The sequence below is a fragment of the Nocardiopsis xinjiangensis YIM 90004 genome, from assembly GCF_000341145.1.
In the GTDB taxonomy this organism is placed as follows: Bacteria; Actinomycetota; Actinomycetes; order Streptosporangiales; family Streptosporangiaceae; genus Nocardiopsis; species Nocardiopsis xinjiangensis.
Genome location: NZ_ANBE01000006.1, coordinates 151,693 through 177,814, shown reverse-complemented (window position 1 = coordinate 177,814; position 26,122 = coordinate 151,693). Strand labels below are relative to the sequence as shown.

Genomic DNA, 26,122 nt, shown 5'->3' with positions numbered 1-26,122 from the left:
CGCGGCTCACCGGCGTACCGGCACCGCCCATTCCACGAGCGCACCCTGTTCCGGCTCCGACACGACCGTCAGCGAGCCCGCCAGCTCCTCGGCCCGCACGGCCGCGTTGCGCAACCCGCTACGGGCCGCGCCCTCGGGAATCCCGCGCCCGTTGTCGCGCACCCGAAGCGCCACCGAACCATCACCCACCGCCACCTCCACATCCACCGACGTGGCCCCCGCGTGCCGGCTCACGTTCGACAGCAGCTCCCGCAGTACTGCCAACAGGTGCTCACCCGTCCGCTCGTCCACCGCGTTGTCGATCGCCCCCTGTGTGAGCAGACGCGGTGAGAAACCGAGTGTCTCCGACGCACCGTTGACCAGGTCCAGGATCCGCGACCGCAACCACGACTGGTCCTCCTCCGCCGGACTCTGCAACGCGAAGATCGTCGATCTGATCTGACGGATCGTCTCGTCCAAGTCGTCGACCGCGTTGCGCACCCGCGTCGCCGACGCCGAGTCCTCGATCCGGCGCACCGTCCCCATCAACGTGATCGCCGTCGCGTACAGGCGCTGGATCACCGTGTCGTGCAGGTCCCGGGCGATACGGTCCCGGTCCTCCAACACGCTCAGGCGCTCGGAGTCCAGACGCGCCTCCGCCAACTCCAACGCCACCGCGGCCTGGTTGGCGAAGGAGGACAGCATGTTCGACCAACTGCTCCGGAAGTCCGGGCGTGAGCACTCACGCGCCAGGACCAGCACCCCGCGCGCCCCGTCGGGCGGGCCGAACGGCAACACCAGCACCGGGCCCATACCGAGCCGGATCAGGAACTCCGCGCCGCCGTCCGAGTTCTCCGACACGTCGGTCTGCAACGGTCGGCCACCCAAGTAGACCCGGCCCAGCAGGGTCTCGGCCGCGCACGAGAGTGTCGCACCCCGCGTCCCCGCGGCCAGGGCCTGGTGCTCGGGGCCCTCCCAGACCCGCACCGTGAGGGTCTCCGGCTCCTCCCCGGGCATCGCGATCACCGCGAGGTCGGCCTGTGCCATGTTCTGCGCCCGCTGCGCCACCAGACGCAGCACCTCCTCCGGAGGCGCACCCGACAACAGGGTCGTGGTGATGCGCCCCGAGGCGTTCAGCCACGTCTCCCGGCTGCGCGACTCCGAGAACAGCTGCGCGTTCTCGATCGCCGTACCCGCCGCCGTGGCCAGCGCCCGCAACAGCAGCTCGTCGTCGCCGGTGAACTCCGAACCGTCCTGCTTGTCGGTCATGTACAAGTTGCCGAACACCTGGTCGCGGATCCGGATCGGCACACCCAGGAACGTGTGCATCGGCGGGTGGCCCTCGGGAAACCCGCGCGATTCCGGATGCTCGGAGACCTCCTTGAGCCGCAGCGGCTCGGGATCCTTGATGAGTAGACCGAGGATCCCCTCGCCCCGAGGCCAGTGGTCGATGCAGGAGATCTCGTCCTCAGCCAGGCCCACCGGGATGAACCGGCTCATCTCGCCGTCCGGACCGACCACACCGAGCGCGCCGTAGCGGGCGTTGACCAAGCTCGTCGCGGTCTCGGCGATACGGACCAGGAGCGGATCGAGCTCCAGCCCCTCTCCGATGGAGACCACCGATTCCAGGAGTGTGCGGATGCGTTCCTGCGTCGCCGAGATCATGCTCATCCGGGAGCGGACCTCGTCCAGGAGGTCGTCCAGACGCACCTCGGGAAGGGACAGTCGTTCCTGTTCGGTGTTCAGGCGACTGCCGTCGGTGTCACTCATGGAATCTCTTTCCCGGCAGTGGTAAACAGTGCGGTTCCGAGTCTAGGGGGACCTTTTCAGAAGGCGTTGTGGAGTGCCATGTACGGGGCATGGGGAGGGTGGTTCGAGGGCGCAAGGAGAGGAATGCGGGATATCATGTTGAGTCGGGGTGGGGCGCAAGGGCCGTGCGTCATGGATTCGTAGGGACTTTCGGCACCATGCGTTCATGAGGGGTTTCCGGGGGAAGGTGAGGGTGTTGCTTCAACGAATTGACGCCGCCGGGAGGGGCAGGGGCTCGTGGTTGGTGTCGGGTGGTGTTCCTCGGAGCGTTGAGCCTAACCCGGCCGGGGCTTTTCGCAGCCCGCTTCGGCGCCACCCCCACGCACCTTTCCCCGGGTAGGGATGGTGGCGGCGTCCTGCTCGGTTGGTGTGGGACGCCTCGGGGTGTGCGGTCCACCCCTTGACGCCGGGCCGACCCGTTCTTGCCGCCGAACACCCGCCGGCCGCAGGCCCCCATCCGGCCGAAGAAGTGGGATCCCAAAAGCCAAACCCCCTGCGGTGGCCACATTGCGGCCACCGCTTGCGGTGTGGGCATGGCGGCTCGCCCCTGCGGAAGCAACGACCGGCCCCGCCTGCTCCCGGTGACGGCATCGAGGCCGGGACAGGCCGGTGTGCGCACTCGGGGCGCCTCTCATCCTACTCCGGGAAAGCGGGGTCATGGAGTTGCCCACAAGGCCATTTTCGGGAAATATTCACGGGGAGCTCCGAATCGGGTTCGTGGATAAAGGTAAGGGTTTTCTGTATTCGGGGGAGTGTTGTCTTCAGGGGTGTTTCTCTTGGAGTGGGAGCATGACGGAACACACCGCAGTACCCGGAACAGGAACGGCCCCCGACGCGGCCGTTGCTGCGCTGGGTGCTGCGGTCCAGGACGTCATCGCCTTTTTCGGGGGTGACATTCCTTTCGGTGCGGCCGCGGGGGTGTTGGAACGCATCGAAGCGGTGCACGCCCGCATCGATGGGCTCAGGGCCGGGTTGCTCGCCCCGCTCGCGCGGATGGAGGCCTCGGGCGAACTCCTCGAAGAGGGCGGACGGAAAAGCCTGGGTGCCTCTCTCACCCACGCGTGGGGGAGCCATGTCGATGCGCTCACGAGTCCGGCGGTGAGGACCTTCCGTTCGGGGCGGGAAGGTCCGTGTGGCACGGCTTGGGACCCGAGCGTCCCTACTTCTGTTTTCGGCGCCTCGTTTTCCACCACCCCCGCGGCACCTGGCCCCCGGGCACCACACGGGTGCACCGCTCCCGCATCCCCTTGACCAGCTCCCCGTTGGGCCGGTCGCTGCGCTCCACCCATGCCCGCGCCTGGTGCACGTCCGCGCCCCCGCGCACCTGGCGGCGCACGAGCCGGTGCTCGCGGTCGGCGTCGGGCACATCCACGTACCACAGTTCGGCGTAGATCTCCCACGCCGAGGACCACGGCTCCTCGTCGAAAGCCAGGTAGTTGCCCTCGGTCACCACCAACCGGGTGTGCGGCAGGACCACGTGCCGGGCGGCCACGGGTTCGTGCAGGACGCGATCGTAGTCGGGCACGTAGACCGGGTGATCGGTCTCCGCCCTCAGCCGGCGCAACAGCGCCACGTATCCGTGGGCGTCGAAGGTGTCGGGGGCGCCTTTGCGGTCGCGGCGGCCCAGGCGGTCCAGCTGGCCGTTGGACAGGTGGAAGCCGTCCATGGGCAGGTACCCGGCCGTGCCCCTGCCCAGTTTCTCCTCGACCTGGTGGACCAGGTAGCGGGCGAGCGTGGACTTGCCGGCGGCGGGCGGCCCCGTCAACGCCAGGACCGTACGCCGGCCTTCGCTCGAGGGGACCAGGGACAGTGCGTGCGCGACGAGGGACTCCGGCATGGAGGAAAGACTACGGCCCCGGGCGCGCCCTCCTGCACCCGAGGCCGTGCAGCGGCGTGTGGCCGCGCTCAGGGCACCTGGCCCACGTGCGCGAGCGCCTGGCGCACCAGGGCCCCCTGGCCACCGGTCATCTCCTCGCGCACCGTCGCGTCCGCGGCCTCCTCGGGGGTGAGCCAGACCAGGTCGAGCGCGTCCTGCCGGGGCTGGCAATCACCGGTGACCGGAACGATGTAGGCCATGGCCACGGCGTGCTGGCGGGGATCGTGGAAGGGGGTGATGCCCGGGGTGGGGAAGTACTCGGCGACGGTGAACGGCTGCAGCGACGCCGGGATGCGCGGCAGGGCCACCGGCCCCAGGTCCTTCTCCAGGTGGCGCAGGAGGGCGTCGCGGATGCGCTCGTGGTAGAGCACACGTCCCGAGACCACCGACCGGTTGAAGTCCCCGCTCTCGTCGGCGCGCATGAGCAGCCCGATGTGGGTGACCATGCCTGCTTCGTCGACACGGACGGGGACGGCTTGCACGTAGAGCAGGGGCATGCGCCCGCGGACGTTCTGGAGTTCCTCGGCGGAGAACCAACCCGGTTGGGTGTCGGCGGTTTCGGTCATCGGGTGCGCGGCGGGCCCGGAGCGGGAACGCCGCTCCCTCCCTTCGTTGGACGCGAAGTGTGCCCTCTCGCTTCTACCGCACAGGTCCGGCGAACGCACAGTGCCGTGAGAAGTCCGGAGTGTCCGAGAGAAGACAAGTGAGCGAGCCGTGACCGTGTGCACTTCCGTGTGTCCGGGTGGTGAGAAAGGAGTGACCCCGGGGGTGAAGGACCTCCGAAGCCTCTCTGGAGAGGTTACGATCTCGTACGCGGTCACGTAGTGGAAAGGTTACGTCCAGTGAGAGGTGGCCCAGTGGCGAACGATGCCGGGTTCTCGAACCGGGAGCGCTTCCGCTGCGCGGGGGCGACGGTGGTGCCCGTCCACGGCGAGATCGACCTGGCCACCGCCGATCACCTGCGTGACCGGCTCCTGCGTACCGCCCCCCGCCGTGTCCACGACTGCCTGGTCGTGGACATGTCCGGACTCGACTTCTTCGACGCCAGCGGCGTGCGCTCCCTGATCGCGGTCCACCACGAGCTCACCCTCCAGGGGCGCCACCTCGCTCTGGCCGAGCCCGCCCCCGTGGCGGCCCGGGTCCTTCAGGCCCTCGAGCTGGGGAACCTCTTCGAGATCTACCCCGTGGTCCAGATGGCCAGGGCCCACGCAGACGGGCGCCCCGTCCACCACGCGTCCGAAGCCGACCGCACGGTGCCGGACACGCCCTGACCGGGCGCCCGCCCCGGCCGCGGCTCACGGCAGCACCGAACGCTCCGGAGCTCCGCTCTCGGGTTCCACACGCTCCACGAACGGCGCCAGCAGACCCGGCACGGCCTCCTCGGCCCACGCCACCCCTTGACCCAGACCCACGTCGGCGGCGGTGTACCGGCCTTCACCGGCCGCGGTCGTGGCCGACACGTCCGCCAGAGCCAACCGCCGCTGGAAGGGCGATCGGCTGATGCGCCAGCCGATGACGGCCGAGCGCTCCATCGCCACCGTGGTCCGCACCGCCATACCGCGCCGCACCACCAGATGGCGCGTGTGCACCCCATGGCCCAGGCCCCGGTAGGAACCCACGGCGTACCAGAACGCCACCGCACCGAAGAGCGCCGCCACGGCGAACCAGCCCCACACCGGGGTGGCCTCCGCGGCCCCGCTGGTCAGGGGTACGCCCATGGCCTCGGCCTCCACCGAGCTCCACGCATCGGCCCAGGGGCCGCGCAGCTGGACGTGCACCCACGTCAGCGCCCCGGCCACCGCCGTGGCCGCCAGTGTGGCCATCCCCGCGCGGGCGAACCGGCGGCGCAGAGCCGCACGCGGGTGCACCCGGGGGACCGGGCCGAAGGGGGAGTCGGGGGTCCGCAGCAGGGTCGCGGCCAGCGCCCGCGCCCGCTTGCCGGGCATGGCGGGGGACAGGCGGCTCTTGGCGGCGGTCTTCTCGTCGTCGCCGGCGGAGAGCCCCGTGGCCACCGCCCGGATCTCGGCGCCGCCCACCGAACGCAGGACGAAGGGCTCCCGCAGTGCCACACCGTTGAGGCGCCGTCCCTCCACCGACAGCGACACACTGGTCAGCAGGCCGCGGCGCAGCCGCACCGTCCCGTCGCTCTGGCGGATCAGGCGGTAGTCCCACCAGGTCTCCACGGCCGCGGCCAGGGTGACGACCGCGCCCAGGAGCAGCAGCGCGAACAGGGTCAGCGGCACCAGCAACAACAGCCGCCCCATGATGAACGCGCCGATCTCCGCCCCGCTGGGCAGGACGAGCCACTCCGAGAGCCATTGCCGTCCCCGGCCGCCCATCTGCGCGCTGATGCTGGCCAGAGTGGCGAGCGCACCGACGCCGATACCGAGCGTGGCCCCGGTGGCGGGCGCGTAGGCGAACCAGCGCGGGTTCAGCCGCGCCAGCTCCTCTTCTTCCTCCTCCGGCCCCTCTCCGGTCCCGTTCTCCTCGTTCTCACCGGTGGTCTTCGGAACGGGGCCGCGCTGCAGCAGATCACGCCGCAGCTGTTCGCCCTGCCCGGCGGTGACGAACTGCAACTGCAGCTGGTCGGAACCGCCCGCCCCGGCCGACTCCCCGGTGCCGACCGTGACCGTGCACAGCCCGAACACACGCACGTACAGGGGCGCGGCCACGTCGACGCTGCGCACCCGCTCGCGCGGGATCGAACGGTAGGCCTTGGCGATCAGGCCCGAACGCATCTCCATCCGCTCGTCGGTGACCCGGTAACCCACCGCGCGCAGCCGCAGCAGGTCCAGGTAGGTCATCCCCGCGAAGAGGGCGAGTGCGGCGGGGACCGGCAGCACCGACCATCCCCATGCCAAGGGCGCAAGGGCCAGAGCGATGGTCAGACCGATCGCCGCCGGCGCGATGATCAGTGCCCCGACGACGGCGTCGGCCCACACGGTCAGTCGGCTCAACCCCTGCCAGCCGTCGGCCGGCTTCTCCCCGTGCGGGCTCATGTGGCATCCCCCGGGGTGGCCTCGGTGGTCTCGGTGAGCTGGTCCACCACCTCGGTGGCCCTCATGTGGTCCAAGCCGCTGATCTCGATGGGCCCGGCCGCCGACGCGGTGGTCACGGTGACGCTGGAGAGTCCGAAGACACGCTGGAGCGGTCCCCGCGCGGTGTCCACGGTCTGGATGCGTGACATGGGCGCCACACGCCACTCCTGCCACAACCACCCACTGGAGGTGTAGACGGCGGTGTCGGTGACTTCCCAGCGGTGCACGCGGTAGCGCCACTGCGGCATGACCACGGTGACGGACAGCCCGGTCACGGCCACGACCACGGTCGCCGACAGGAGCCAGAAACGGATCGGTTCGACGAAGACCGCCGGTACGGCCGGAGCCGCTGTGATCACCACCGTCGTCATCAGGGCCCGGGCGGTCCACCACATGATCGCGCGCCGGTCCACACGGTGGCGGGGCGGGCGCAAACGCAGAGCGTCGCTGCTCATCGTGGCCTCGTCTCCTCTCGCTGGGGCTTGGGGGTAAGCGTTCTTTAAAGTGATATCACAATGCTATGCTCGAGTCATCATTCGATCAGAGGAGGAATCCGTGCCCGATGCACCGTCCGTCATCGACGCCGCGCCCCAGTACCGCGAACGCGCCACCTCCGGGGCCGGCGGTGTCCCCATGCTCCTGGTGTCACTGGCCATCGTCCTGCTCGGCGTCGTCATCGCCTGCGCCCCCGCCATCGGCCTGCCCGAATTCCTCATCGGGATCGGTATCGCGGTCGCCCTGGCGGGAGTCTTCCTCTCCATCGGCCTGACGATGGTCGCGCCCAACGAGGCCCGTGTCGTCCAGCTCTTCGGCCGCTACGTGGGCACCATGCGCACCGAGGGCCTGCACTGGGTCAACCCGCTCACCGCACGCACCAAGGTCTCCACGCGCATCCGCAACCACGAGACCTCCGTGATGAAGGTCAACGACGCCTCCGGCAGCCCCATCGAGATCTCTGCCGTGGCCGTCTGGCAGGTCGAGGACACCGCCCGCGCCTCCTTCGAGGTCGACGACTTCGTCGAGTTCGTCTCCATCCAGACCGAGGCCGCCGTGCGCCACATCGCCGGCAAGTACCCCTACGACTCCCACGACGACGCACACGCCTACTCGCTGCGCGAGAACGCCGAGGCCATCACCGAGGAGCTCTCCAACGAGGTCGTCGCCCGCGTCGAGGCGGCCGGGGTGCGTGTGATCGAGACCCGTTTCACCCACCTCGCCTACGCGCCCGAGATCGCCCAGGCCATGCTCCAGCGCCAGCAGGCCGGCGCGGTGGTCGCCGCCCGCCGGGAGATCGTGGAGGGGGCCGTCGGCATGGTCGACCGCGCGCTGGAGATCCTCGCCGACGACGACATCGTCGACATGGACGAGGAACGCAAGGCCGCCATGGTCAGCAACCTGCTGGTCGTACTGTGCTCCGACACCCCGGCCAGCCCCGTCGTCAACACCGGGACCCTCTACCAGTAGAGGGGGAGGCGCCGTGCCCGAGCGCAAGAAGGTGCTGTTGCGGCTCGATCCGGCCGTCCACGACGCCCTGGCGCGGTGGGCCGGTCAGGAACTGCGCAGCACCAACGCCCAGATCGAATTCGTCCTGCGCCGTGCCCTCGACGAGGCCGGGCGCATGCCCAAGGGCGCAGGGGACCTGCCCCGCCGCGGACGGCCCCGCAAACGCCGCCCGGAAGCGGAGGAGGACGCCCCCGGAGAGGAGGAGACGCCCGAGGGCGGATGAGACCGCCCCGCCCCTGGACCGGCCGCCTCGGCGCGAGGCGGCCGGTGGTGTTTCGGATCGTCCCAGGTTGAAAAGGTGAGCTTCCACCCCTTATCGTTCACTCGGTACATCAATCGTTCATTGAACGATTGGTTGTGTGTGCCGCTGGACGACCCCGTTGGAGAGGAAGACATGCCGCGTTCACCGGGCTCCGAGAGGGGCGTGCCACGGATCCGGCGTAGGACCGCGCTCCTGGGCGGCGCTGCGGCCGTGAGTGCGGCCACCCTGGCGACCGGATGCTCACGTACGGGAGCCGAGGCGGCCTCCTCCGTCCCCGAGGGTGCGGCCACCGGCACACCCGCCGACGGTGGAGTCCTGCGCATCGCCCGCCCGCCCGCCTCCCAGGCCGAGACCCTGGACCCGGCCGACTCGCTGTCGGCCTACGAGTACCTCGGTGCGCTCTACAACCGTCTCGTGCGTATGGACGAGAACGGTGAGACCGTGCCCGATCTGGCCACCGATTGGGAGTCCGACGACGAGGGCACCAAGTGGACCTTCCGGCTGCGCGAGGGGGTCGACTTCCACGACGGCACCCGGTTCACCTCGGCCGACGCCGCCTACACCCTGCGCCGCATCCTCGACCCCGACCTCGCATCGCCCCAGGCCACCGTGCTGACCCCTCTGCTCTCACCCGAGGGGGTCCACACCCCCGAACCAGGCGTGCTCCGGGTCGAACTCGACACCCCCAACTTCGAGTTCCCCGCCCTGCTGACCAACTACCACTGCTATGTGGTCCCAGAGGGCAGCGGCGGCAGCATCGGCGAGAGCGGGATCGGCACCGGCCCCTTCCGGTTGGAGAACTTCTCACCCGGAGGCAGGGGCCGCGTGGTCGCCGACGAGGGCCACTGGGAGGGGCGACCCGTCCTCGACGCCATCGAGATGTTCGCGATGACCGACATCCAGGCCCGTACCAACGCTCTGCTCGCCGGTCAGGTCGACCTGCTCTCCCAGACCAACCTCGACTTCGCCACAGCACGTGTGGTGGCCGCGTCCGACAACGCCACCATCGCCCGCTCGGTCAACGCCCAGTGGTACGTGCTGCCCATGCTCACCACCGCTGAGCCCTTCACCGACGCCCGGGTGCGCCGGGCCATGAAGACGGCCTACGACCCGGTGCACCTCCTCGACGTCGCGCTTCAGGGCACCGGCGTCGTGGGCGAGGACAACCCCGTACCGCCCGAGACCCCCTACTGGACCGACCATTCCCTCGAACGCGACCCGGAACGGGCCCGTGCCCTGCTCTCCGAAGCCGGCCACGAGGGGTTGCAGGTGGACCTGTACACCTCCACCTACGATCCGGTCTTCACCCCCATGGCCTTGGCCTACCGTGACTCGGTCGCCGAGGCCGGCATCGACGTGCGCGTACGCAACGCCTCCGCCGACTCCTACTACACCCAGATCTGGATGCAGCGGCCCCTCATGGCCACCTACTGGTACACCGGCCGGCCCGCGGACCAGCTTCTCAACCAGATCTTCCGCAGCGGTTCCTCCTACAACGAGACCGCCTGGTCCGATCCCGACTTCGACGACCTGCTGGACTCGGCCCGGAGCACCGCGGACGGGGACCGGCGCCGCCGCCTCTACCAGGACGCCCAACGCCTGGTCGTGGAGGAGGCGGGCGCGATGACACCCATGTTCGCCGACCGCCTGGTCGGGCTCTCCCGAGAGGTCCTCAACTACCACGAGTCCGGATTCGAGTTCGACTACCTCAACATCGGATTGAGGCCCTGATGCTCCTCTACACCTGCCGACGCCTGCTGTCGGCGGTTCTGACCGTGGTCCTGTCCGCGGTGCTGGTCTTCGCCGCCGTGCAACTGTTGCCGGGGGACGTGGCCACTCAGGTCCTGGGCCAGGACGCCACCCCCGAGGCAGTGGCCGCGCTCAGGGACCAGATGGACCTCAACCGCCCCGCCGCGGTGCGTTTCCTCGACTGGATCGCCGGCGCCGCGCGCGGCGACTTCGGCCTCTCCCCGGTCTCGGGCGAGCCCGTCGCCCACACGCTCTGGCCGCACCTGCGCAACACCGTGCTCATCGCCGTGTCCACCATCGTGGTCGCCGTGACCGCATCGGTCGTGCTCGGCGTACTCGCGGGCCTGTACCGCGACCGGTGGCCCGACGCCCTCATCTCCACGCTCACCCTTATCGGTATGAGCGTGCCGGAGTTCGTCATGGCCACGCTGCTGGTGCTGCTTCTGTCCATCACCGTGCCCGTGCTTCCCGCCGTCGTGCTCGACGAGGCCACCGCACCCGTGGCCGATCTGCTGCCGGCGGTGGTCCTGCCCACCATCGCGCTGTCCGTGGTCATGACCGCCTACATCGTGCGCATGACCAGGACCAGCATCATCGATGTCATGGCCGGCGAATTCGTCACCACCGCCCGCCTCAAGGGGATCAGCACCGTGCGTTTGGTGGTGCGCCACGCGCTGCCCAGCGCACTGCTGCCCACACTCAACGTCATCGCCATGAACGTGGCCTGGCTCGTCGGCGGCGTGGCCGTGGTCGAGAACGTCTTCAACTACCCCGGGATCGGTCAGCTCATGCTGGAATCGGTGCACAACCGCGACCTGCCCGTCCTCCAGGCCATCGCCGTGATCAGCGCACTGGTCTACGTGCTGTGCAACCTGGCGGCCGACTTGGGCGCCATGGCGCTCAACCCGCGCCTGCGCACCGGGGGAGGGAGCAAGCGATGAGCGAGCCGAACCACGGCACCCCTTCCACCCCGAGCAGGACGGCCGCACACACTGTGAGCCGGACCGTGCGCACCCTGCGGCGCTCGCGTACGGCGTGCGTGGGCCTGGGCCTGGTCGCGCTCCACCTGGCCGTGGCGGTGCTCGCACCACTGCTGACCTCGGCCTCACCCACGGCCAACGTCCCCGATGAGGCCCTGCTGGGCCCGAGCGGGGACCACTGGCTCGGCACCGACGCCCTGGGACGCGACGTCCTGACCCGGGTCGTGTACGGCGGTCAGTACGCTCTGACCGTCTCCTTCGCCGCCACCACCTGCGCCATCGCCCTGGGAACCGTCCTGGGGTGCGCGACCGCCCTCAAGGGAGGACGCCTCGACGGGCTCCTGATGCGGGTCCTGGACGCGGTCCTGGCCATCCCCCCGATCCTGGCGCTCCTGGTGGTCGTCACCGTGCTAGGCGCCGGACCGGCCGTCATCGTCCTCGCCGTCACCCTGGTCTACACCCCCCAGGTCGTACGTGTGGTCCGCGCCGCCGCTCTCGGGGTGGCCCCGCTCGACTACGTCACCGCCGCCCGGGCCCGAGGGGAACGCACCCTGTCGATCCTGCTGCGCGAGGTCCTGCCCAACATCGTGCACGTGGTCGCCGTCGAGTTCGCCATGCGCGCCTCCTGGGTGGTCCTGCTCATCAGCTCACTGTCGTTCCTGGGCTTCGGCGCCGACCCGCCCACCCCCGACTGGGGACTGATGATCTCGGAGAACCGCACGGCCATGGTGGTCCTGCCCTGGGCGACGCTCGCCCCGATCATCGCCCTGGCCACCCTCGTCGTGGGTTTGAACCTGTCGGCCGACGGTCTGTCCCGGGCCTGGAGCGTGGACCGAACCGAGGAGGCCTCATGAACACCGAGCACACCGGACCACTGGTGAGGGTCGAGAACCTGTCGGTGGCCTACACGTCCGAAGGGGCCGACGTCCCCGTCGTGCGCGGGGTCTCCTTCCAGGTCAGGGCCGGACGCACACTGGCCGTGGTCGGTGAGTCCGGCAGCGGAAAATCCACTGTCGCCGCCGCCCTGCTCGCCCACCTGCGCCATGGCTCCCGGGTCACCTCCGGCCGGGTCGAACTCGCCGGCCAGGACCTCTTCGGCCTCGACCCGGTGGCGGTGCGCCGGTTGCGCGCCCACGACGTGGCCCTGGTCGGACAGAACGCGGGCCACTCCCTGACCCCCTCCATGCGGGTGGGTGCGCAGATCGAGGAGGCCCTGCTGCCCCAACGCCTGCCGCGCCACGAACGGCGCGCACAGGTCCTCGACCTGGCCGAGAAGGTGGACCTGCCCGCCCCCGTGAGTCTGCTGCGCCGCTACCCCCACCAACTCTCCGGCGGACAGCAGCAGCGTGTCGCGATCGCCATGGCCCTGGCCGCACGTCCGCGCCTGCTGGTCCTGGACGAACCCACCACCGCCCTGGACGTGCTCACCCAGGCGCGCATCCTGGACCTGGTCGCCGACCTGAGCAGCGAACTCGGCCTCACCTCGATCCTGGTCAGCCACGACCTGGGCGTGGTCTCACGCATGGCCGACGAGGTCCTCGTCATGAGGGAAGGGGCCGTGGTGGAGCAGGGGAGCGCCCAGCAGGTCCTGACGGCCCCCGAACACCCCTACACCCGGCTCCTGCTCGCCTCCGTGCCCCGCCTGGAGGACCGCGGACTCATCGAGGTCGACCAGGACGGCATCCGTGCCGTACGCACCCGCACACCGGTACCCGAGGATGCACCCGAAGTGGTCTCGCTGCAGAACGTGACCATCGACCACGGCCCCACCCGCGCCGTCGACGGTGTCACCCTCGGCCTGCGCCGCGGCGAGGTCCTGGCCCTGGTCGGCGAATCGGGCAGCGGCAAGTCGACCCTGGCCTGGTCCCTGGCCGGGCTCCACGCTCCTTCGAGCGGACACATGCGGTTGCAGGGCCGTACCGAAGGGGACCTGGACGCCACCGCACGGCGGCGCCCCCTCGACGTGCGACGCCGTGTCCAACTGGTGTTCCAGAACGCCGACACCTCCCTGAACCCCCGCCGTGCGGTTCGGGAGGCGATCCGCCGCCCGCTCCGCTTCTTCGGGGGCCTGTCCCGTCGCGAGGCGGACGGGCGTGTTCACACCCTGCTGTCCGACGTCGCCCTGGACCCGGCCCTGTCCGGCCGATTGCCCGGACAACTCTCCGGAGGCCAACGCCAACGGGTCGGGATCGCCCGGGCTCTGGCAGGGGAACCGGAGGTGGTCGTGGCCGACGAGGTCACCACCGCTCTGGACGTGTCGGTGCAGGCCTCGGTCCTGGGCCTGCTCGAACAGCTGCGCGAGGAGAGGGACCTGGCCTTCGTCTTCATCAGCCACGACCTGGCGGTCGTACGCGGCATCGCCGACCGGGTCGCCGTCCTGCGCCACGGCCGGGTCGTGGAGGAAGGCCCGGTGGAAGCGGTCTTCTCCGGGCCCAACCACCCCTACACACGGAGCCTGATCGATGCGGTGCTCGATCCTTCCGATGCACACGGGCCCGAACCCGCCCGAACACACCTGTCGCCGGAGCTGCCCTCTGACACCGGCGACGACCCCGTATGGCTCGACCTGGGAGCGGGCCACCGCATCCGCCGCCGGGGCTCCGGGCCAGAGACGACCGAGGCCACCTGAACACCGCCGCACACCGGATCACCACCACACACGAACGGGGGACCATGCGCCACAGAGACCACTTCGACAGAGACGTCGAGGTGCACGAGACCTGGATCCCGATGAGCGACGGCATCCGTTTGCACGCGCGCATCTGGGCACCGGCCGACGCCGCGGACCGGCCCGTCCCAGCACTCCTGGAATACTTGCCCTACCGGAAGGGTGACTGGACCGCGCCTCGCGACGCCCAACGCCACCCCTACTACGCCGGGCACGGGTACGCATCGGTGCGCGTGGACCTGAGGGGCTCGGGCAACTCCGAGGGTGTCATGCTCGACGAGTACACCGAACAAGAGATCCAGGACGGCGTCGAGGTCGTGCACTGGCTGGCCGCCCAGCCCTGGTGCACCGGCAAAGTCGGCATGTTCGGGATCTCCTGGGGCGGATTCAACTCACTGCAGATCGCCGCACGGCGCCCCGAACCCCTCAAGGCGATCGTCACCGTCTGCTCTGCCGACGACCGCTATGACAACGATGTCCACTACATCGGTGGTTCCGTCCTGGGCATCGACATGGCCGGCTGGTCGGGAACCATGCTCGCCTTCACCGCACGTCCGCCGGACCCCACCGCCGTGGGCCGGGACTGGTTGCCGATGTGGCGTGAGCGCCTCGGTGCCGTCGAACCGTTCATGCACACCTGGCTCGCCCACCAGCAACGCGACGACTACTGGCGCCACGGCAGTGTGTGCGAGGACTACACGGCCCTGGACGCGGCGGTGCTGGCAGTCGGCGGCTGGGCCGACCCCTACAGGGACACCGTGCTGCGCCTGGTCGAGAACCTGTCCGGGCCGGTACGCGGCATCCTCGGCCCTTGGGCACACCAGTATCCCGACATCGACCTGCCGCCCGGCCCGCACATCGGCTTCCTCCAGGAGACCGTGCGCTGGTGGGACCACTGGCTCAAGGACGCCGACAACGGCGCCATGGACACACCCCGACTGCGTTCCTACCTCCAAGAACCCGTCGCCCCCGCCACCGCCTACGCAGAGCGCCCCGGGCGCTGGGTCTCCGACGACGCCTGGCCCTCACCCCTGACCGAGTGGACCAGCACACCCCTGGGCGAGCAGGGGCCGGTCACCGTGCACAGCCCCCAGCACACCGGGGTGGACGCCGGACGGTACTTCCCCTACGGAAACTCCACCGACCTGCCCTCCGACCAACGGGAGGAGGACGGGCGCTCCACCTGCTTCGACGGAGCCCTCCTGGAGCGGCGCACCGAGATCCTCGGCCGTGCCCGCGTACGCCTGCGCATGGACGCCGACCACCCCCGGGGCACCGTCGTGGTCCGTGTGTGCGACGTCGCCCCCGACGGGAGCTCCACCTTGGTCAGCCGGGGCGTGATGAACCTCAGCAGCCGCCACGGCAGGGACCGGGTCGTGCCCTGGGAACCGGGTACCCCCGAGGACGTCGAGGTCGAGCTCTCCGGAACGGGCTACGCCTTCCCGGCCGGCCACCGGATCCGGGTGGCCCTGTCCACCTCCTACTGGCCTTGGGTCTGGCCCCAGCCCGACGACACAGCGCTGACCGTGTGGCCGGACCGGAGCGCCCTGCTGCTGCCCGAACGGCCCGAGGGCGCCGACCTGGGCCGCGAGCCCGTGGTCTTCGAGGAGGCCGAGCAGGCGTCCCCGCTCCCGATCGTGCGGGGAACGGCCGAGGACCGCCCCGAACGCCTCATCAGCCACGACGTGGGTACCGGCGAGTGGGTCCTGGACGTGGACCCCAACTACGGGGGATCGCGGACCTACCCCGACGGGCTCGTCTACACCGAGAAGGCCCGCGAGCACTACCGGATCCAGGTCGACGACCCGTTGTCGGCTGTGGCAAGATCCGAATGGCAGATCACTTTGGAGCGGGAGGGATGGGACGTCCTGGTGCGCACGTCCAGCGAGCTCAGCGCCACCGACGACCACTTCCATGTGCACAGTCGGGTCGAGGCCCACTCCGGCGGCGAGGTCGTGGCGGACCGCACCTGGGAGCGANCCCCCCCCCGCCGGGGCCGGCGGGCCCCGGCGCAGGGCCGTCTCACCCGAACAGCGCACCCGGCAACCCACCGAGGTACGGCGCCGCCTCATCCTGGAGGCCGCCGTTCCGCTCGTCCTCGAACACGGCGTGAGCGGGGTCGGCCTGCGTGACATCGCCCGCGCCGCCGGGGTCTCGGTCGGAACCGTCACCTACCACTTCGGCGGGATCGGCGAGATCATCGGTGAGGCCGTTTCCATCGAGGTGGACGCCTATTACCGGCCTCTGGGGGAACGGATGCTGTCGGCTCCCTCGGCCGTCGAAGGGATCGACGTGCTCGTGGCCGGTGTGTTCAACACCGAGACCGACCAGCACTGGCGCCTGTGGTTCGAGAGCTGGGCCGCCGACGCCGTACGCACCCCCGACACTCTCCAGCGCCGCCGCTACGAGGACTGGTCGGACCGCATCGGTGAACTCGTCGAGCGCGGACGCGACAACGGGGAATTCCGCTGCGACGACGTCGCCGAGACCACGGTCCGGTTCAGTGCCCTGGTCGACGGCCTGGCCCTGAGGCGCCTGCGCGGTGCCCCGCCTCTGAGCATCGACCAGGCCCGTGCCCACCTGCGCCGTTTCCTGGCCTCGGAACTGGGGCTTGAGAGCACGCCCTGAACGGTCCGGGCCGGCCCCTCCGGAGCCGGCCCGGAGGGGCTCAACCGGTGGCGGCAGCCGCGGCCCGCCCGGCCGTGCGGCCGGAGAACATGCACCCGCCCAGGAACGTGCCCTCCAGGGCGCGGTAACCGTGCACCCCGCCACCGCCGAACCCGGCGGCCTCACCGGCGGCGTAGACACCGGGGAGCGCGCTGCCGTCCGAGCGCAGCACCCGCGCGTCCAGGTCGGTGTGCAGTCCGCCCAGCGTCTTGCGGGTGAGCAGGTGCAGGCGCACCGCGATGAGCGGGCCCGCCTTCGGGTCCAGGATCTGGTGCGGGGCAGCCACCCGGCCCAACCGGTCGCCCCGGTAGGAGCGCGCGTTGTGGATCGACATCACCTGCAGGTCCTTGGTGAAGTCGTTGACCATCTCCCGGTCGCGCGCGACCACCTCGCGGGTGACCGTGTCGGCGTCCAGGGCACCGTCACCGGCGATCGCCCGCATCTTCTCGATCAGCGCCGGCAACCGGTCGGCCACGGCGAAGTCCACTCCGTGCTGTTTGAAGGCCTCCACCGGCCCCGGGGCGCCCGGAAGCACCCGCTGCAGGACCAGCTTCAGGTCCTTGCCGGTCATGTCGGGGTTCTGCTCCGAACCCGACAGGCCGAACTCCTTCTCGATGACCTTCTGCGAGAGCACGAACCACGTGTACTCGTGGCCGCTGCCCATGATGTGTTCCAGGGTGCCCAGCGTGTCGAACCCGGGGAAGTTGGGCGACGGCAACCGCTTCCCGGTCGCGTCCAACCACAGCGACGACGGCCCGGGCAGGATCCGGATACCGTGCCGCTCCCAGACCGGGTCCCAGTTGGTGATGCCCTCGGTGTAGTGCCACATCCGGTCGCGGTTGATGATCTGGGCGCCGCTCTTCTCCGCGATGGCCAGCATCCGCCCGTCCACGTGCTCGGGCACCCCCGAGAGCATGTGCCGCGGGGGCGCGCCCAACCGCTCGGGCCAGTTGCGCCGCACCAGGTCGATGTTGCCGCCGATCCCGCCGGAGGTGACCACCACCGCCTGCGCCGACAGCTCGAAGCCACCCACCGTGTCCCGGCTGCTGGCCCGGCCGCGCTCGGTCCCGCTGGGCGCCAGCACCGCACCACGGACCCCCGTCACCGTGCCGCCCTCGACCACCATCTCGTCCACGCGGTGGCGGAACCGCAGCTCCACCAGACCGCTCTCCACGGCCGCGCGCACGCGGCGCTCGAAGGGGGCCACCACCCCCGGGCCGGTGCCCCAGGTGATGTGGAAACGCGGGACGGAGTTGCCGTGCCCGCCGGCCAGGCCCCCGCCGCGCTCGGCCCAGCCCACCACGGGAAAGAAGGACATGCCCATCTTCTTCAACCAGGAGTATTTCTCCCCGGAGGCGAAGTCGACGTAGGCTTCGGCCCACTTGCGGGGCCAGGCGTCCTCGGGGCGGTCGAAGCCGGCCGTGCCCATCCAGTCCTGCAGGGCCAGCTCCGCGGAGTCGCGCACCCCCATACGCCGCTGCTCGGGCGAGTCCACCAGAAACAGTCCGCCCAGGGACCAGTGCGCCTGACCGCCCAGGGACTGCTCGGGCTCCTGCTCCACCAGCAGCACCCGTTTTCCCGCCTCGGCCAGCTCCGCCGTTGCCGCCAGCCCGGCCAGACCGGCGCCCACGACGATCGTGTCGGCCTGCTCGGCTCCCTCGCTCATCCGCTTCCCTTCGTTCTGCGGTCCGTGCCCCGGACCCGGCGGGCGCGCCTGACCCGACTGTGCCGCGCACCGCGATGCGGCCACAAGGGGCAGATGGGCCGGGAGGCGCATCGGTGACCAGAGTGTGACCGGCGCCCGGCCTCAGCCGCCGAGACGTACCAGCGAACGCCCGCCGCTGCCCCGGCGCATCCGGTCGAAGGCCTCGGGCAGCCCCTCCAGACCGATCTCGTCGGTGATCATCGTGTTCAGGCGCAGCTGACCCGAGCGCACCAGGTCGGCCACCACGGGGATGTCGCGGTCGGGATCGCTGGATCCGTACACGCACCCGCGCAGCGTCCGCGCCTGGTGGAAGAGCTCCAGAGCGTTGAAGGAGACCTCGTCCTTCACGCTGCCCACCCCCACGACCGTGACGGTGCCCCCGCGGCGGGCGGAGTTCCAGGCCGCACGCACGACCTTGCCCGAGCCCACCACCTCGAAGGCATGGTCGACGCCGCGCCCCTCGGTCAGGGCCCGCACGTTCTTGGTCAGGGACTCGTCGGCGAGCACGAAGTCGGTGGCGCCCAGGGAACGCGCCAGCTCCTCCTTGTCGGGGGACAGGTCCACGGCCACGAGCGGGTCGGCGCCGGCCAGGCGGGCCGACTGCAGCAACGACAGGCCCACACCGCCCAGCCCCAGCACGGCTGCGGACTGTCCCGGGCGCACCTGGGCGGAGTTGTTGACCGCGCCCCACCCGGTCAGGACCGCACACCCCAGGACGGCGGCCACACCCATGTCGATCCCTTCGGGAAGAGGGACCACGGCGTTGGCGGGCACCACGGTGGCCTCGGCGAAGGCCCCGATGTTGAGCCCCGGATGCAGGGGGGTGCCGTCGGGGAGCTCGGCGTAGGGGCGGGCCGCACCGTCCAGGGCGTGCTCGCACAGGTGGGGTTCGCCCTGGCGGCAGTGCCAGCACTCACGGCAGGCCGGCTCCCAGTTCAACGCCACGAGCTGTCCGGGGGACAGGCCCGACACGCCCTCCCCGACGGCCTCCACGGTCCCGGCGCCCTCGTGGCCCAGCACGGCGGGCCATTTCTGGGCCAGGGTGCCGTTGGACAAGGACAGGTCGGAGTGGCACACACCCGCTGCCGCCAAGCGCACACGCACCTGGCCGGGTCCGGGGTCGGGCAGGACGATCTCGCTGATGCGCGGGGCGGAGTTGAGGCCGTCGAACACGGCGGCCTTGACGGTGGTGGGCATGGGGGCCTCCAATCGCGAACTGCCGCGACCTTAGCAATACCGACCAGTCGGTCAAGAGCGGGGGAGCGGCCACTGCGGGGATGCGTGTTCGGAAACGGGGTCTCGCCCGGTCTCGCCCGGGTATATCTCCATCGCTCCCACCCAGGACGAGAACGCGGCCGACAGGGAGGCCCCATGGTCCGAACGAGCAGCGCACCGGCACAGCGCCACTTCCTGATGTGCCCGCCCACCCACTTCGCGGTCGAATACGCCATCAACCCCTGGATGGACCCCTCCGTCCCGGTCGACCGCGACCGAGCCCTGAACCAATGGCGCCACCTGCGCGATCTCTACCGCGCCCTGGGCCACCACGTCAGCGAGATCACCCCCATCGAAGGCCTGCCCGACATGGTCTTCGCCGCCAATGGCGGCCTGGTCGTCGACGGACGTGTCTACGGGGCCCGCTTCGCCGGCGCCGAACGCACCCCCGAGGGCCCCGCCTACCTCGACTGGTTCCGCAAGGCCGGCTACACCGGGGCCCGCGAGCCCAAACACGTCAACGAGGGCGAGGGCGACTTCGTCATCCTCGAAGACCTCGCCCTGGCCGCCACCGGCTTTCGTACCGAGGCCGCCGCCCACCAGGAGGCCGAATGGTTCCTGGACCGGCCCGTGGTCACCCTCCGGCTGATCGACCCCCGCTTCTACCACCTGGACACCGCCCTGTTCGCGCTGCCCGGAAACACCGTCGCCTACTACCCGGGAGCCTTCTCCGCCGGAAGCCTGCGCGTGCTCCGAGCGTTGTTTCCCGACGCTCTCCTCGCCACCGAACACGACGCCGCCGCCCTGGGCCTCAACGCGGTGTGCACCGGCACCGACGTCGTCATGGCCGCCGAGGCCACCGGCCTGGCCGAGCGCCTGCGCCGACGCGGACACACCGTCCACCCCGTGTACCTGGACGAGCTCCGCAAGGCCGGCGGCGGAGCCAAGTGCTGCACCCTCGAACTGCGCCCGACCCCCGGCTGAGGTACGCCACCGCCGCCGTGTGGCCGAAAGCACCCGGGGGCGGCCTCCCCGTCGCCACTGGTCACACACGTGCGTGCTTCCGAGCCCGCGAACAGGGGCCTCGGCAGTGACGAGAGTCCCTGGAAAAGCCGCGCCCGTCGCCTAGGGTTGCTGAAAGTGAAGACCAAACATCGCCGACTACCGCGTGGCGTCCGCCGGGAACAGATGATCGACGCCGCCATCGACGCCTTCTCCCGGGGCGATTACCACACCGTCCGCGTGGACGAGATCGCCGAGGCGGCCGGGACCTCCAAACCGACGGTGTACCACCACCTGGGTTCCAAGGAAGGGATCTTCCTCGCCTGCGTGCGACGGGAGGCCGACCGGCTCGTCGACGCGATCCGCCGCGCCGTGCACGATCCCCGAGCCCCGCGCGAGGACGACCCCCTCCACCGGGGCCTGCTCGCCTTCTTCACCTTCATCACCGAGAACCGCGACAGTTGGACGGTGCTCTACCGGCGCGCAGGGGGCCAGGGCGAACCCTTCACCGGCCAGGTCGCCCGCACCCGCGAGCGTGTGATCTCCGAGATCGTCGACCTGATCATCACCTGCACCGCCGGTGTGGCCCCCGACCTGCGCGACGCCCAGCTCCTGGCCCGCGTCGCCGTCAGCACCGCCGACGCTTTCACCGACTGGCTCCTGGAACACCCGGAGGAGACACCCCACACGATGGCCGGCCATGTCACCGCTCTGACCTGGTCGAGTCTGGGGGGCGACCGTGCCGGCGCGACCGCGGCCCCCTGAGACCGGCTTCCGGTCGGGTGGCCCTTCACGGGCCCAGACACGACACTGGTGTATCCACAGCAAAGGTGAGGTCAGGGGGACTCATGTCTTTTCCGTCCTTGGACACGGCGCTGCCGGCAGGGGTCGACGCCCGCGAACACGCACGTGTGCTGCGCCGCGTGCACGAGGCGGCCCTGAGCGGACGCCCCACCCCGGCATCACTGCGACCGGTCGTGGAGGACTCCTGGGCCCGCGTGCGGCGCCTGGGCATCGACCCCGACAGCGGGCCGCCCCCGCGCACCGCCCGCATGGAGGAACTGCAACGCGACCGCACCGCCTCGCCCATAGCAGAGGTCCTGTCGCTGATCCGTCGTTCACTGGTGCCTGTTGCCGACCAGGCCGACCACGTCATGCTCGTCACCGATGCCGCCGGACAGATCCTGTGGCGCGACGGCTCCTACCGGGTGCGCGCGGTGGGTGACCGCGTCGGTCTGGTCGAGGGCGCCTACTGGAACGAGGCCAGCATCGGGACCAACGCCATCGGCACCGCCCTGGCCGTGGGCAGACCGGTGCAGATCTACTCGGCCGAACACTACGTACGCAACCTGCACACCCTCACCTGTGCGTGCGCACCCGTGCACGACCCCCGCGACGACCGCCTGCTCGGCGCCATCGACGTGACCGGGCCGGTCTCGACCGTGCACCCTTCCACCCTCGCCCTGGTCCACACCGTCGCCCGCCTGGCCGAGGCCCACCTGCAGAGCATGCACCACACGCATCTGGAACGCCTGCGTTCGGTGGCCGCACCCCTGCTGGCCGGCTTGAACGAGCCCGCCCTGGTCGTGGACGAGTCCGGCTGGACGGCCGCGGCCGTGCACATGGAGCCGGTGCGCAGGATCCTGCTGCCCCGGCACCGGTACGGCTCCACCGCCTGGATGCCCGCTCTGGGGGAGTGCTCCCTGGAACCGCTGCCGGGCGGATGGCTCGTACGCCCCAGGCCCCGCGGTGAATGCACCCCCACCTCGGTCACACTGGATCTGGCCGGGTCCGAACCGACCGTGGCCGTGGCCGGCCACAGCGGCGAGTGGGCCCACCGGCCCTCCCCGCGCCATACCGAACTGCTGTTGCTGCTGGCCGTCCACCGGCGCGGGCGCACCGCCCGCCAGCTCTCCCAGGACCTCTTCGGCTCCCCCGAACACGTGGTCACCGTCCGCGCCGAGCTCTCACGTGTGCGCCGCCAGCTCGGCGGCATCATCGAGAGCCGCCCCTACCGGTTCAGCGAAGAGGTGCGCGTGCGGGTGCACACGCCCGGCACCTTCGAGGAAATGCTTCCCTCCTCGACCGCTCCGGCGGTACGCGAACTGCGGCAGGCGGATCCCGAGCAGATCGCGGACATGACCATGGGACAGCGCTAGGCAACCCAGTGCAACTGTTGCTGCTGTGGCTCAGGTGCGTTGGACTGAGCGAGCGCAACCCGGGTGGGGCCGTACTCCGAGCACGGCCCCGTCGGAGGGAGCGGGTGCGAGCCCTGCCACGCCACGAGGGGGGCTGTGGGAGGGACCGAGCGCGACGTGCCCGTGCGCGCGGGAGCCCGGAGGCCGAGCCTCCGGGCTCCCGCTGTCACTGTGCCCCGGGGCGGAGCAGGATCAGGGGCCGGGCCCGTCCTGGGGGACGCACTGCAAACAGTCCGTGGTGAAGAGCTCCTCGCGCTCCACACGGCCCACGAACTCACCGGACAGGCCTTTTCCGCCCTCTTCCCCCGCGATCAGGGCCTGGCGCGGCAGCGTCGCCTCGAAGGAGGCCTCCTCGCCCTCCTCGGTCCTACCGGTGCACACCACCATCAGGTACCCCTCCGCCCCCTCCCCGGGCGCCGCGGTGAAGGTCGGTTCCAGGTCGGGGGCGGCGGTGAAGGTCGGGCCGGCCCCGTCCGGCCCGCCGATGCGCGTTCGGGTGTCCTCGGAGCCCGGGGGCGTTTTCGAAGGGGAAGGGGCACCCGGTGCCTCGACCGAGCACACCAGTCCCTCGGGGAGGGGATGGCCGTGGCTTGCGAAGGTCTGTTCGGCGCCCGGGCGCAGCGCCGTCGCCGACAGGTCCTCGATGGCCTGTTCCAGTTCGGCCATCGTTGCCTCGTCCTCCTCCTGCCTGGGCGAGCACGAGGCCAGTGCACCGCACAGCAGCACCGCGGCCAGCGGTGCGGCGGCGGTCGAGCGCACTCCCATGGGTCCCTCCTGGATCATCGGTGCGGGCGCTGCGGCCCGTAGGCACACGCACCCCGGCGCCCAATCTCGCCGATGCGGACCGTCGGCCATATGTCCGACTCGGGCTAAAAGAGTGAAAAGTGACCCATGTTCTGGTCATGCTGTATGGGCATGAAGGGACACGGGTAGAGCACTGGATGCCCTAGACTCGATCGCATTTACCGGACCGTCTTACGAGCACGGCCGGTATCGCAAGCACACCCCGCCCGCACTCGCGGGCGCACCGGGTGAACCACGGCCCCGCGCCGGGAGTCGAACCGGGTACCGACATCGCCGTCCGTTCTCGACGACCGCACCGCGATTGCCCACAGACCGTCCTTCCTTCGGAGGTGGATCGTGTCCGCTGACCACCGAGAGCAGCAGCCCGGCCAACAGGGTTCGCGCATCGACCCGCACGTGGGCCGCTACGCACACCGAGCACAGGGCATGGTCGCATCGGAGGTCCGGGCACTGTTCGCGGTCGCCTCGCGCCCCGAGATCGTCTCCCTGGCCGGCGGCATGCCCAACGTCGCCGCCCTGCCCCTGGAACAGATCGGTGACCTGGTCAAGGACGTCGTCTCCGAGGAGGGGCCGGCCGCCCTGCAGTACGGTTCGGCCCAGGGCGACCCCGTTCTGCGCGAACAGCTCTGCGACTACATGACCCTCGAAGGCGTCGAGGCCGCCCCCGACGACGTCATCGTCACCGTCGGCTCCCAGCAGGCCCTGGACCTCATCACCCGCGTCTTCGTCGACCCCGGCGACATCGTGCTCACCGAGGCACCCACCTACGTGACCGCGATCAACACNCGACGCCGAAGAACTCGACGAGGCCCTCACCCGCGCCGCACGCGAGGGCAAACCCGTCAAGTTCTTCTACACCATCCCCAACTTCCAGAACCCCGGCGGCATCACGATGACCGCCGAACGCCGCGCCAAGGTCATGCAGGTCTGCGAACGCCACGACGTGCTCGTGGTCGAGGACAACCCCTACGGCCTGCTGCGCTACGACGGCGAGGCCCAGCCCACCCTCTACTCCCAGGGCCAGGGCAACGTCATCTATCTGGGATCACTGTCCAAGACCCTCTCGCCCGGCCTGCGCATCGGCTGGGCCCTGGCCCCGTCCGCCGTCCGCGCCAAACTGGTCCTGGCCGCCGAATCGGCGATGCTCAGCCACTCCACCTTCAACCAGCTCGTGGTGCGCCGCTACCTCGACACCTTCCCCTGGCGCGAACAGATCAAGACCTTCAACGCCATGTACAGCGAGCGCCGCGACGCCATGCTCTCGTCCCTGTCCTCCCTCATGCCCGAGGGCTGCACCTGGACCGAACCCGAAGGCGGCTTCTTCGTCTGGGCCACCCTGCCCGAGGGCATCGACGCCAAGGCCATGCTCCCGCGCGCGGTCACCGAACGGGTGGCCTACGTGCCCGGCACCGGTTTCTACGCCGACGGCCGCGGCCGCGCCTCCATGCGCCTGAGCTTCTGCTATCCCACACCCGACCAGATCCGGGAAGGCGTGCGCCGCCTCGTCGGCGCCATCGAGGGCGAGCTCGACCTGCGTGATACCTTCGGCTCCACCCTCAGCCCGTCGGCCGAAGGCAGCCAGGCACCCGCGGCCGACCTGCCCTGATCATCTCCCTGAGGGCACAGAGCACTATGACAGAAGCACAGAAAGAGGTCCCCGCCGTGGCCGACCTGGACCGGGTTCTCGTCCTCGCCGGAGGACTGTCCCCCGAACACGAGGTGAGCCTGCAGTCGGGCCGCAGCGTCGCCGAGGCCCTGCGCCGCCTGGACGTGGAGGTCCAGGTCACCGACGTCGGCTCCGGACTCCTGGACCGGTTGGCCCAGGACCCGCCCCAGGTCGTCTTCCCCGTCCTGCACGGCTCGGCCGGCGAGGACGGCGCCATCCGCGAGGTCCTGGAACTGGCCGGAGCGCCCTACGTGGGTGCCCGGCCGCAGGCCTGCCGCCTGGCCTACTCCAAACCCACCGCCAAGACCCTGCTCACCGAACAGGGCGTGAGCGTGCCGCGCGGCGCCACCCTGCCCAAGTCCCTCTTCCACGATCTGGGCGCCCCCGCACTGCTGGAGCGCCTGGCCGAGCGGCTCGGCCTGCCCCTGTTCGTCAAACCCGACCGGGGCGGTTCGGCGTTCGGAGCCGCACCCGTCGCCTCCGCCCAGGACCTGTCGGCCGCCCTGGTCTCCTGCTTCGCCTACAGCGACTCCGCCCTCATCGAGGAACAGGTCCAGGGCACCGAACTGGCCGTGGGTGTACTCGACACCGGCCAGGGCCCCGAGGCCCTCCCGGCCGTGGAGATCGTGCCCGACGGCGGCGTCTACGACTACGCCGCCCGCTACACCGCCGGGCGCACCGAGTTCTTCTGCCCCGCCCGCCTGGACGGGGCCACCCTGGAGGCAGCCGCCGAGGTCGCCCTCACCGCTCACCGCACCCTGGGGCTGCGGGACTTCTCCCGCACCGACCTGATCGTGCGCCCCGACGGCGAGGCCGTCTTCCTGGAGACCAACGTCGCCCCCGGGCTGACCGACACCTCCACCTTCCCGATGGCCGCCGCGGCCGCCGGGACGGACTTCGCCCTGCTGTGCCGCGAACTGGCCCAGCAGGCCCTCGCGCGCTCCTGAGAACCAACAGGCCGGGTGGGCCGCCACGCCACGGCGGCCCACCCGACCGGCTGC

The 26,122-nt window shown here is 70.6% G+C and carries 21 protein-coding genes and 1 pseudogene; 14 read left to right on the top strand and 8 right to left on the bottom strand.

Features of this window, described 5'->3' with window-relative positions; translation table 11 throughout:
• Positions 1-6 precede the first annotated feature (6 nt).
• The 3 genes from D473_RS0103995 to D473_RS0103985 form a co-directional block, all read right to left on the bottom strand.
• Positions 7-1,749, bottom strand: coding sequence for a GAF domain-containing sensor histidine kinase (locus tag D473_RS0103995; RefSeq protein WP_017607800.1), 1,743 nt, complete (start codon positions 1,747-1,749; stop codon positions 7-9).
• Between the two features lie 1,198 nt (positions 1,750-2,947).
• Positions 2,948-3,625: a nucleoside/nucleotide kinase family protein gene (locus D473_RS0103990; protein WP_017607799.1), complete on the bottom strand. Its 678-nt coding sequence runs from the start codon at positions 3,623-3,625 to the stop codon at positions 2,948-2,950.
• Positions 3,626-3,693: 68 nt separating this feature from the next.
• Positions 3,694-4,230: an NUDIX hydrolase family protein gene (locus D473_RS0103985; protein WP_017607798.1), complete on the bottom strand. Its 537-nt coding sequence runs from the start codon at positions 4,228-4,230 to the stop codon at positions 3,694-3,696.
• Between the two features lie 291 nt (positions 4,231-4,521).
• Here D473_RS0103985 and D473_RS0103980 point away from each other — a divergent pair, with 291 nt between their 5' ends.
• Entirely contained in the window at positions 4,522-4,935 is a 414-nt protein-coding gene (locus D473_RS0103980; RefSeq protein WP_017607797.1) for an STAS domain-containing protein, read from the top strand.
• 24 nt (positions 4,936-4,959) lie between these two features.
• On the opposite strand, the gene D473_RS24155 is transcribed toward D473_RS0103980, so the two are convergent.
• Complete coding sequence (locus D473_RS24155; RefSeq protein WP_017607796.1) at positions 4,960-6,663, bottom strand: PH domain-containing protein; 1,704 nt, start codon at positions 6,661-6,663, stop codon at positions 4,960-4,962.
• Entirely contained in the window at positions 6,660-7,157 is a 498-nt protein-coding gene (locus D473_RS0103970; protein WP_017607795.1) for a PH domain-containing protein, read from the bottom strand. Before D473_RS0103970 ends, D473_RS24155 begins: the two co-directional genes overlap by 4 nt.
• Before the next feature lie 100 nt (positions 7,158-7,257).
• Between D473_RS0103970 and D473_RS0103965 the strand changes: the two genes are divergently transcribed.
• From D473_RS0103965 to D473_RS0103930, 8 genes are all read left to right on the top strand, one after another.
• Positions 7,258-8,166 carry an SPFH domain-containing protein gene (locus D473_RS0103965; protein WP_017607794.1) on the top strand — a complete coding sequence of 303 codons (909 nt, stop codon included), beginning with the start codon at positions 7,258-7,260 and terminating at the stop codon, positions 8,164-8,166.
• Between the two features lie 13 nt (positions 8,167-8,179).
• On the top strand, positions 8,180-8,428 hold the full coding sequence (locus tag D473_RS0103960) for a hypothetical protein (RefSeq protein ID WP_017607793.1): 249 nt from the start codon (positions 8,180-8,182) through the stop codon (positions 8,426-8,428).
• Between the two features lie 171 nt (positions 8,429-8,599).
• A complete protein-coding gene (locus D473_RS0103955; RefSeq protein ID WP_033352589.1) occupies positions 8,600-10,198 on the top strand; it encodes an ABC transporter substrate-binding protein in 1,599 nt (532 codons plus the stop codon).
• Complete coding sequence (locus D473_RS0103950; protein WP_017607791.1) at positions 10,198-11,157, top strand: ABC transporter permease; 960 nt, start codon at positions 10,198-10,200, stop codon at positions 11,155-11,157. The genes D473_RS0103955 and D473_RS0103950 overlap by 1 nt, the downstream gene beginning before the upstream one ends.
• Positions 11,154-12,050 carry an ABC transporter permease gene (locus tag D473_RS0103945; protein WP_017607790.1) on the top strand — a complete coding sequence of 299 codons (897 nt, stop codon included), beginning with the start codon at positions 11,154-11,156 and terminating at the stop codon, positions 12,048-12,050. Before D473_RS0103950 ends, D473_RS0103945 begins: the two co-directional genes overlap by 4 nt.
• Positions 12,047-13,825 carry a dipeptide ABC transporter ATP-binding protein gene (locus tag D473_RS0103940; protein ID WP_017607789.1) on the top strand — a complete coding sequence of 593 codons (1,779 nt, stop codon included), beginning with the start codon at positions 12,047-12,049 and terminating at the stop codon, positions 13,823-13,825. Before D473_RS0103945 ends, D473_RS0103940 begins: the two co-directional genes overlap by 4 nt.
• Positions 13,753-15,996 (top strand): CocE/NonD family hydrolase, encoded by a 2,244-nt coding sequence (locus D473_RS0103935; protein ID WP_449406438.1) that lies wholly within the window; start codon positions 13,753-13,755, stop codon positions 15,994-15,996. Before D473_RS0103940 ends, D473_RS0103935 begins: the two co-directional genes overlap by 73 nt.
• Entirely contained in the window at positions 15,974-16,492 is a 519-nt protein-coding gene (locus D473_RS0103930) for a TetR/AcrR family transcriptional regulator (protein WP_017607787.1), read from the top strand. The genes D473_RS0103935 and D473_RS0103930 overlap by 23 nt, the downstream gene beginning before the upstream one ends.
• Before the next feature lie 40 nt (positions 16,493-16,532).
• On the opposite strand, the gene D473_RS0103925 is transcribed toward D473_RS0103930, so the two are convergent.
• Positions 16,533-18,197, bottom strand: coding sequence for an FAD-binding dehydrogenase (locus D473_RS0103925; RefSeq protein WP_017607786.1), 1,665 nt, complete (start codon positions 18,195-18,197; stop codon positions 16,533-16,535).
• A gap of 141 nt (positions 18,198-18,338) precedes the next feature.
• Positions 18,339-19,433 carry an alcohol dehydrogenase catalytic domain-containing protein gene (locus D473_RS0103920; RefSeq protein WP_017607785.1) on the bottom strand — a complete coding sequence of 365 codons (1,095 nt, stop codon included), beginning with the start codon at positions 19,431-19,433 and terminating at the stop codon, positions 18,339-18,341.
• A gap of 174 nt (positions 19,434-19,607) precedes the next feature.
• Between D473_RS0103920 and ddaH the strand changes: the two genes are divergently transcribed.
• The 3 genes from ddaH (at position 19,608) to D473_RS0103905 (ending at position 22,612) form a co-directional block, all read left to right on the top strand.
• Positions 19,608-20,435, top strand: coding sequence for a dimethylargininase (ddaH, locus tag D473_RS0103915; protein WP_017607784.1), 828 nt, complete (start codon positions 19,608-19,610; stop codon positions 20,433-20,435).
• 204 nt (positions 20,436-20,639) lie between these two features.
• Positions 20,640-21,218: a TetR/AcrR family transcriptional regulator gene (locus tag D473_RS0103910; protein ID WP_017607783.1), complete on the top strand. Its 579-nt coding sequence runs from the start codon at positions 20,640-20,642 to the stop codon at positions 21,216-21,218.
• Between the two features lie 83 nt (positions 21,219-21,301).
• A complete protein-coding gene (locus D473_RS0103905) occupies positions 21,302-22,612 on the top strand; it encodes a GAF domain-containing protein (RefSeq protein ID WP_033352587.1) in 1,311 nt (436 codons plus the stop codon).
• 231 nt (positions 22,613-22,843) lie between these two features.
• On the opposite strand, the gene D473_RS0103900 is transcribed toward D473_RS0103905, so the two are convergent.
• Positions 22,844-23,416, bottom strand: coding sequence for a hypothetical protein (locus tag D473_RS0103900; protein ID WP_017607781.1), 573 nt, complete (start codon positions 23,414-23,416; stop codon positions 22,844-22,846).
• A gap of 375 nt (positions 23,417-23,791) precedes the next feature.
• On the opposite strand from D473_RS0103900, the pseudogene D473_RS25490 reads away from it, so the two are divergent.
• Together D473_RS25490 and D473_RS0103890 are read left to right on the top strand one after the other, a co-directional pair.
• Positions 23,792-25,061: pseudogene (locus tag D473_RS25490) on the top strand (aminotransferase-like domain-containing protein).
• A gap of 26 nt (positions 25,062-25,087) precedes the next feature.
• Positions 25,088-26,068 carry a D-alanine--D-alanine ligase family protein gene (locus tag D473_RS0103890; protein ID WP_017607779.1) on the top strand — a complete coding sequence of 327 codons (981 nt, stop codon included), beginning with the start codon at positions 25,088-25,090 and terminating at the stop codon, positions 26,066-26,068.
• The last annotated feature ends 54 nt before the right edge of the window (positions 26,069-26,122 follow it).

Coding starts and splice junctions, on each gene's coding strand:
- D473_RS0103995 (WP_017607800.1), bottom strand. CDS start 1,749: ATGAGTGACACCGACGGCAGTCGCCTGAACACCGAACAGGAACGACTG.
- D473_RS0103990 (WP_017607799.1), bottom strand. CDS start 3,625: ATGCCGGAGTCCCTCGTCGCGCACGCACTGTCCCTGGTCCCCTCGAGC.
- D473_RS0103985 (WP_017607798.1), bottom strand. CDS start 4,230: ATGACCGAAACCGCCGACACCCAACCGGGTTGGTTCTCCGCCGAGGAA.
- D473_RS24155 (WP_017607796.1), bottom strand. CDS start 6,663: ATGAGCCCGCACGGGGAGAAGCCGGCCGACGGCTGGCAGGGGTTGAGC.
- D473_RS0103970 (WP_017607795.1), bottom strand. CDS start 7,157: ATGAGCAGCGACGCTCTGCGTTTGCGCCCGCCCCGCCACCGTGTGGAC.
- D473_RS0103955 (WP_033352589.1), top strand. CDS start 8,600: ATGCCGCGTTCACCGGGCTCCGAGAGGGGCGTGCCACGGATCCGGCGT.
- D473_RS0103950 (WP_017607791.1), top strand. CDS start 10,198: ATGCTCCTCTACACCTGCCGACGCCTGCTGTCGGCGGTTCTGACCGTG.
- D473_RS0103945 (WP_017607790.1), top strand. CDS start 11,154: ATGAGCGAGCCGAACCACGGCACCCCTTCCACCCCGAGCAGGACGGCC.
- D473_RS0103940 (WP_017607789.1), top strand. CDS start 12,047: ATGAACACCGAGCACACCGGACCACTGGTGAGGGTCGAGAACCTGTCG.
- D473_RS0103925 (WP_017607786.1), bottom strand. CDS start 18,197: ATGAGCGAGGGAGCCGAGCAGGCCGACACGATCGTCGTGGGCGCCGGT.
- D473_RS0103920 (WP_017607785.1), bottom strand. CDS start 19,433: ATGCCCACCACCGTCAAGGCCGCCGTGTTCGACGGCCTCAACTCCGCC.
- ddaH (WP_017607784.1), top strand. CDS start 19,608: ATGGTCCGAACGAGCAGCGCACCGGCACAGCGCCACTTCCTGATGTGC.
- D473_RS0103910 (WP_017607783.1), top strand. CDS start 20,640: ATGATCGACGCCGCCATCGACGCCTTCTCCCGGGGCGATTACCACACC.
- D473_RS0103905 (WP_033352587.1), top strand. CDS start 21,302: ATGTCTTTTCCGTCCTTGGACACGGCGCTGCCGGCAGGGGTCGACGCC.
- D473_RS0103900 (WP_017607781.1), bottom strand. CDS start 23,416: ATGGGAGTGCGCTCGACCGCCGCCGCACCGCTGGCCGCGGTGCTGCTG.
- D473_RS0103890 (WP_017607779.1), top strand. CDS start 25,088: ATGACAGAAGCACAGAAAGAGGTCCCCGCCGTGGCCGACCTGGACCGG.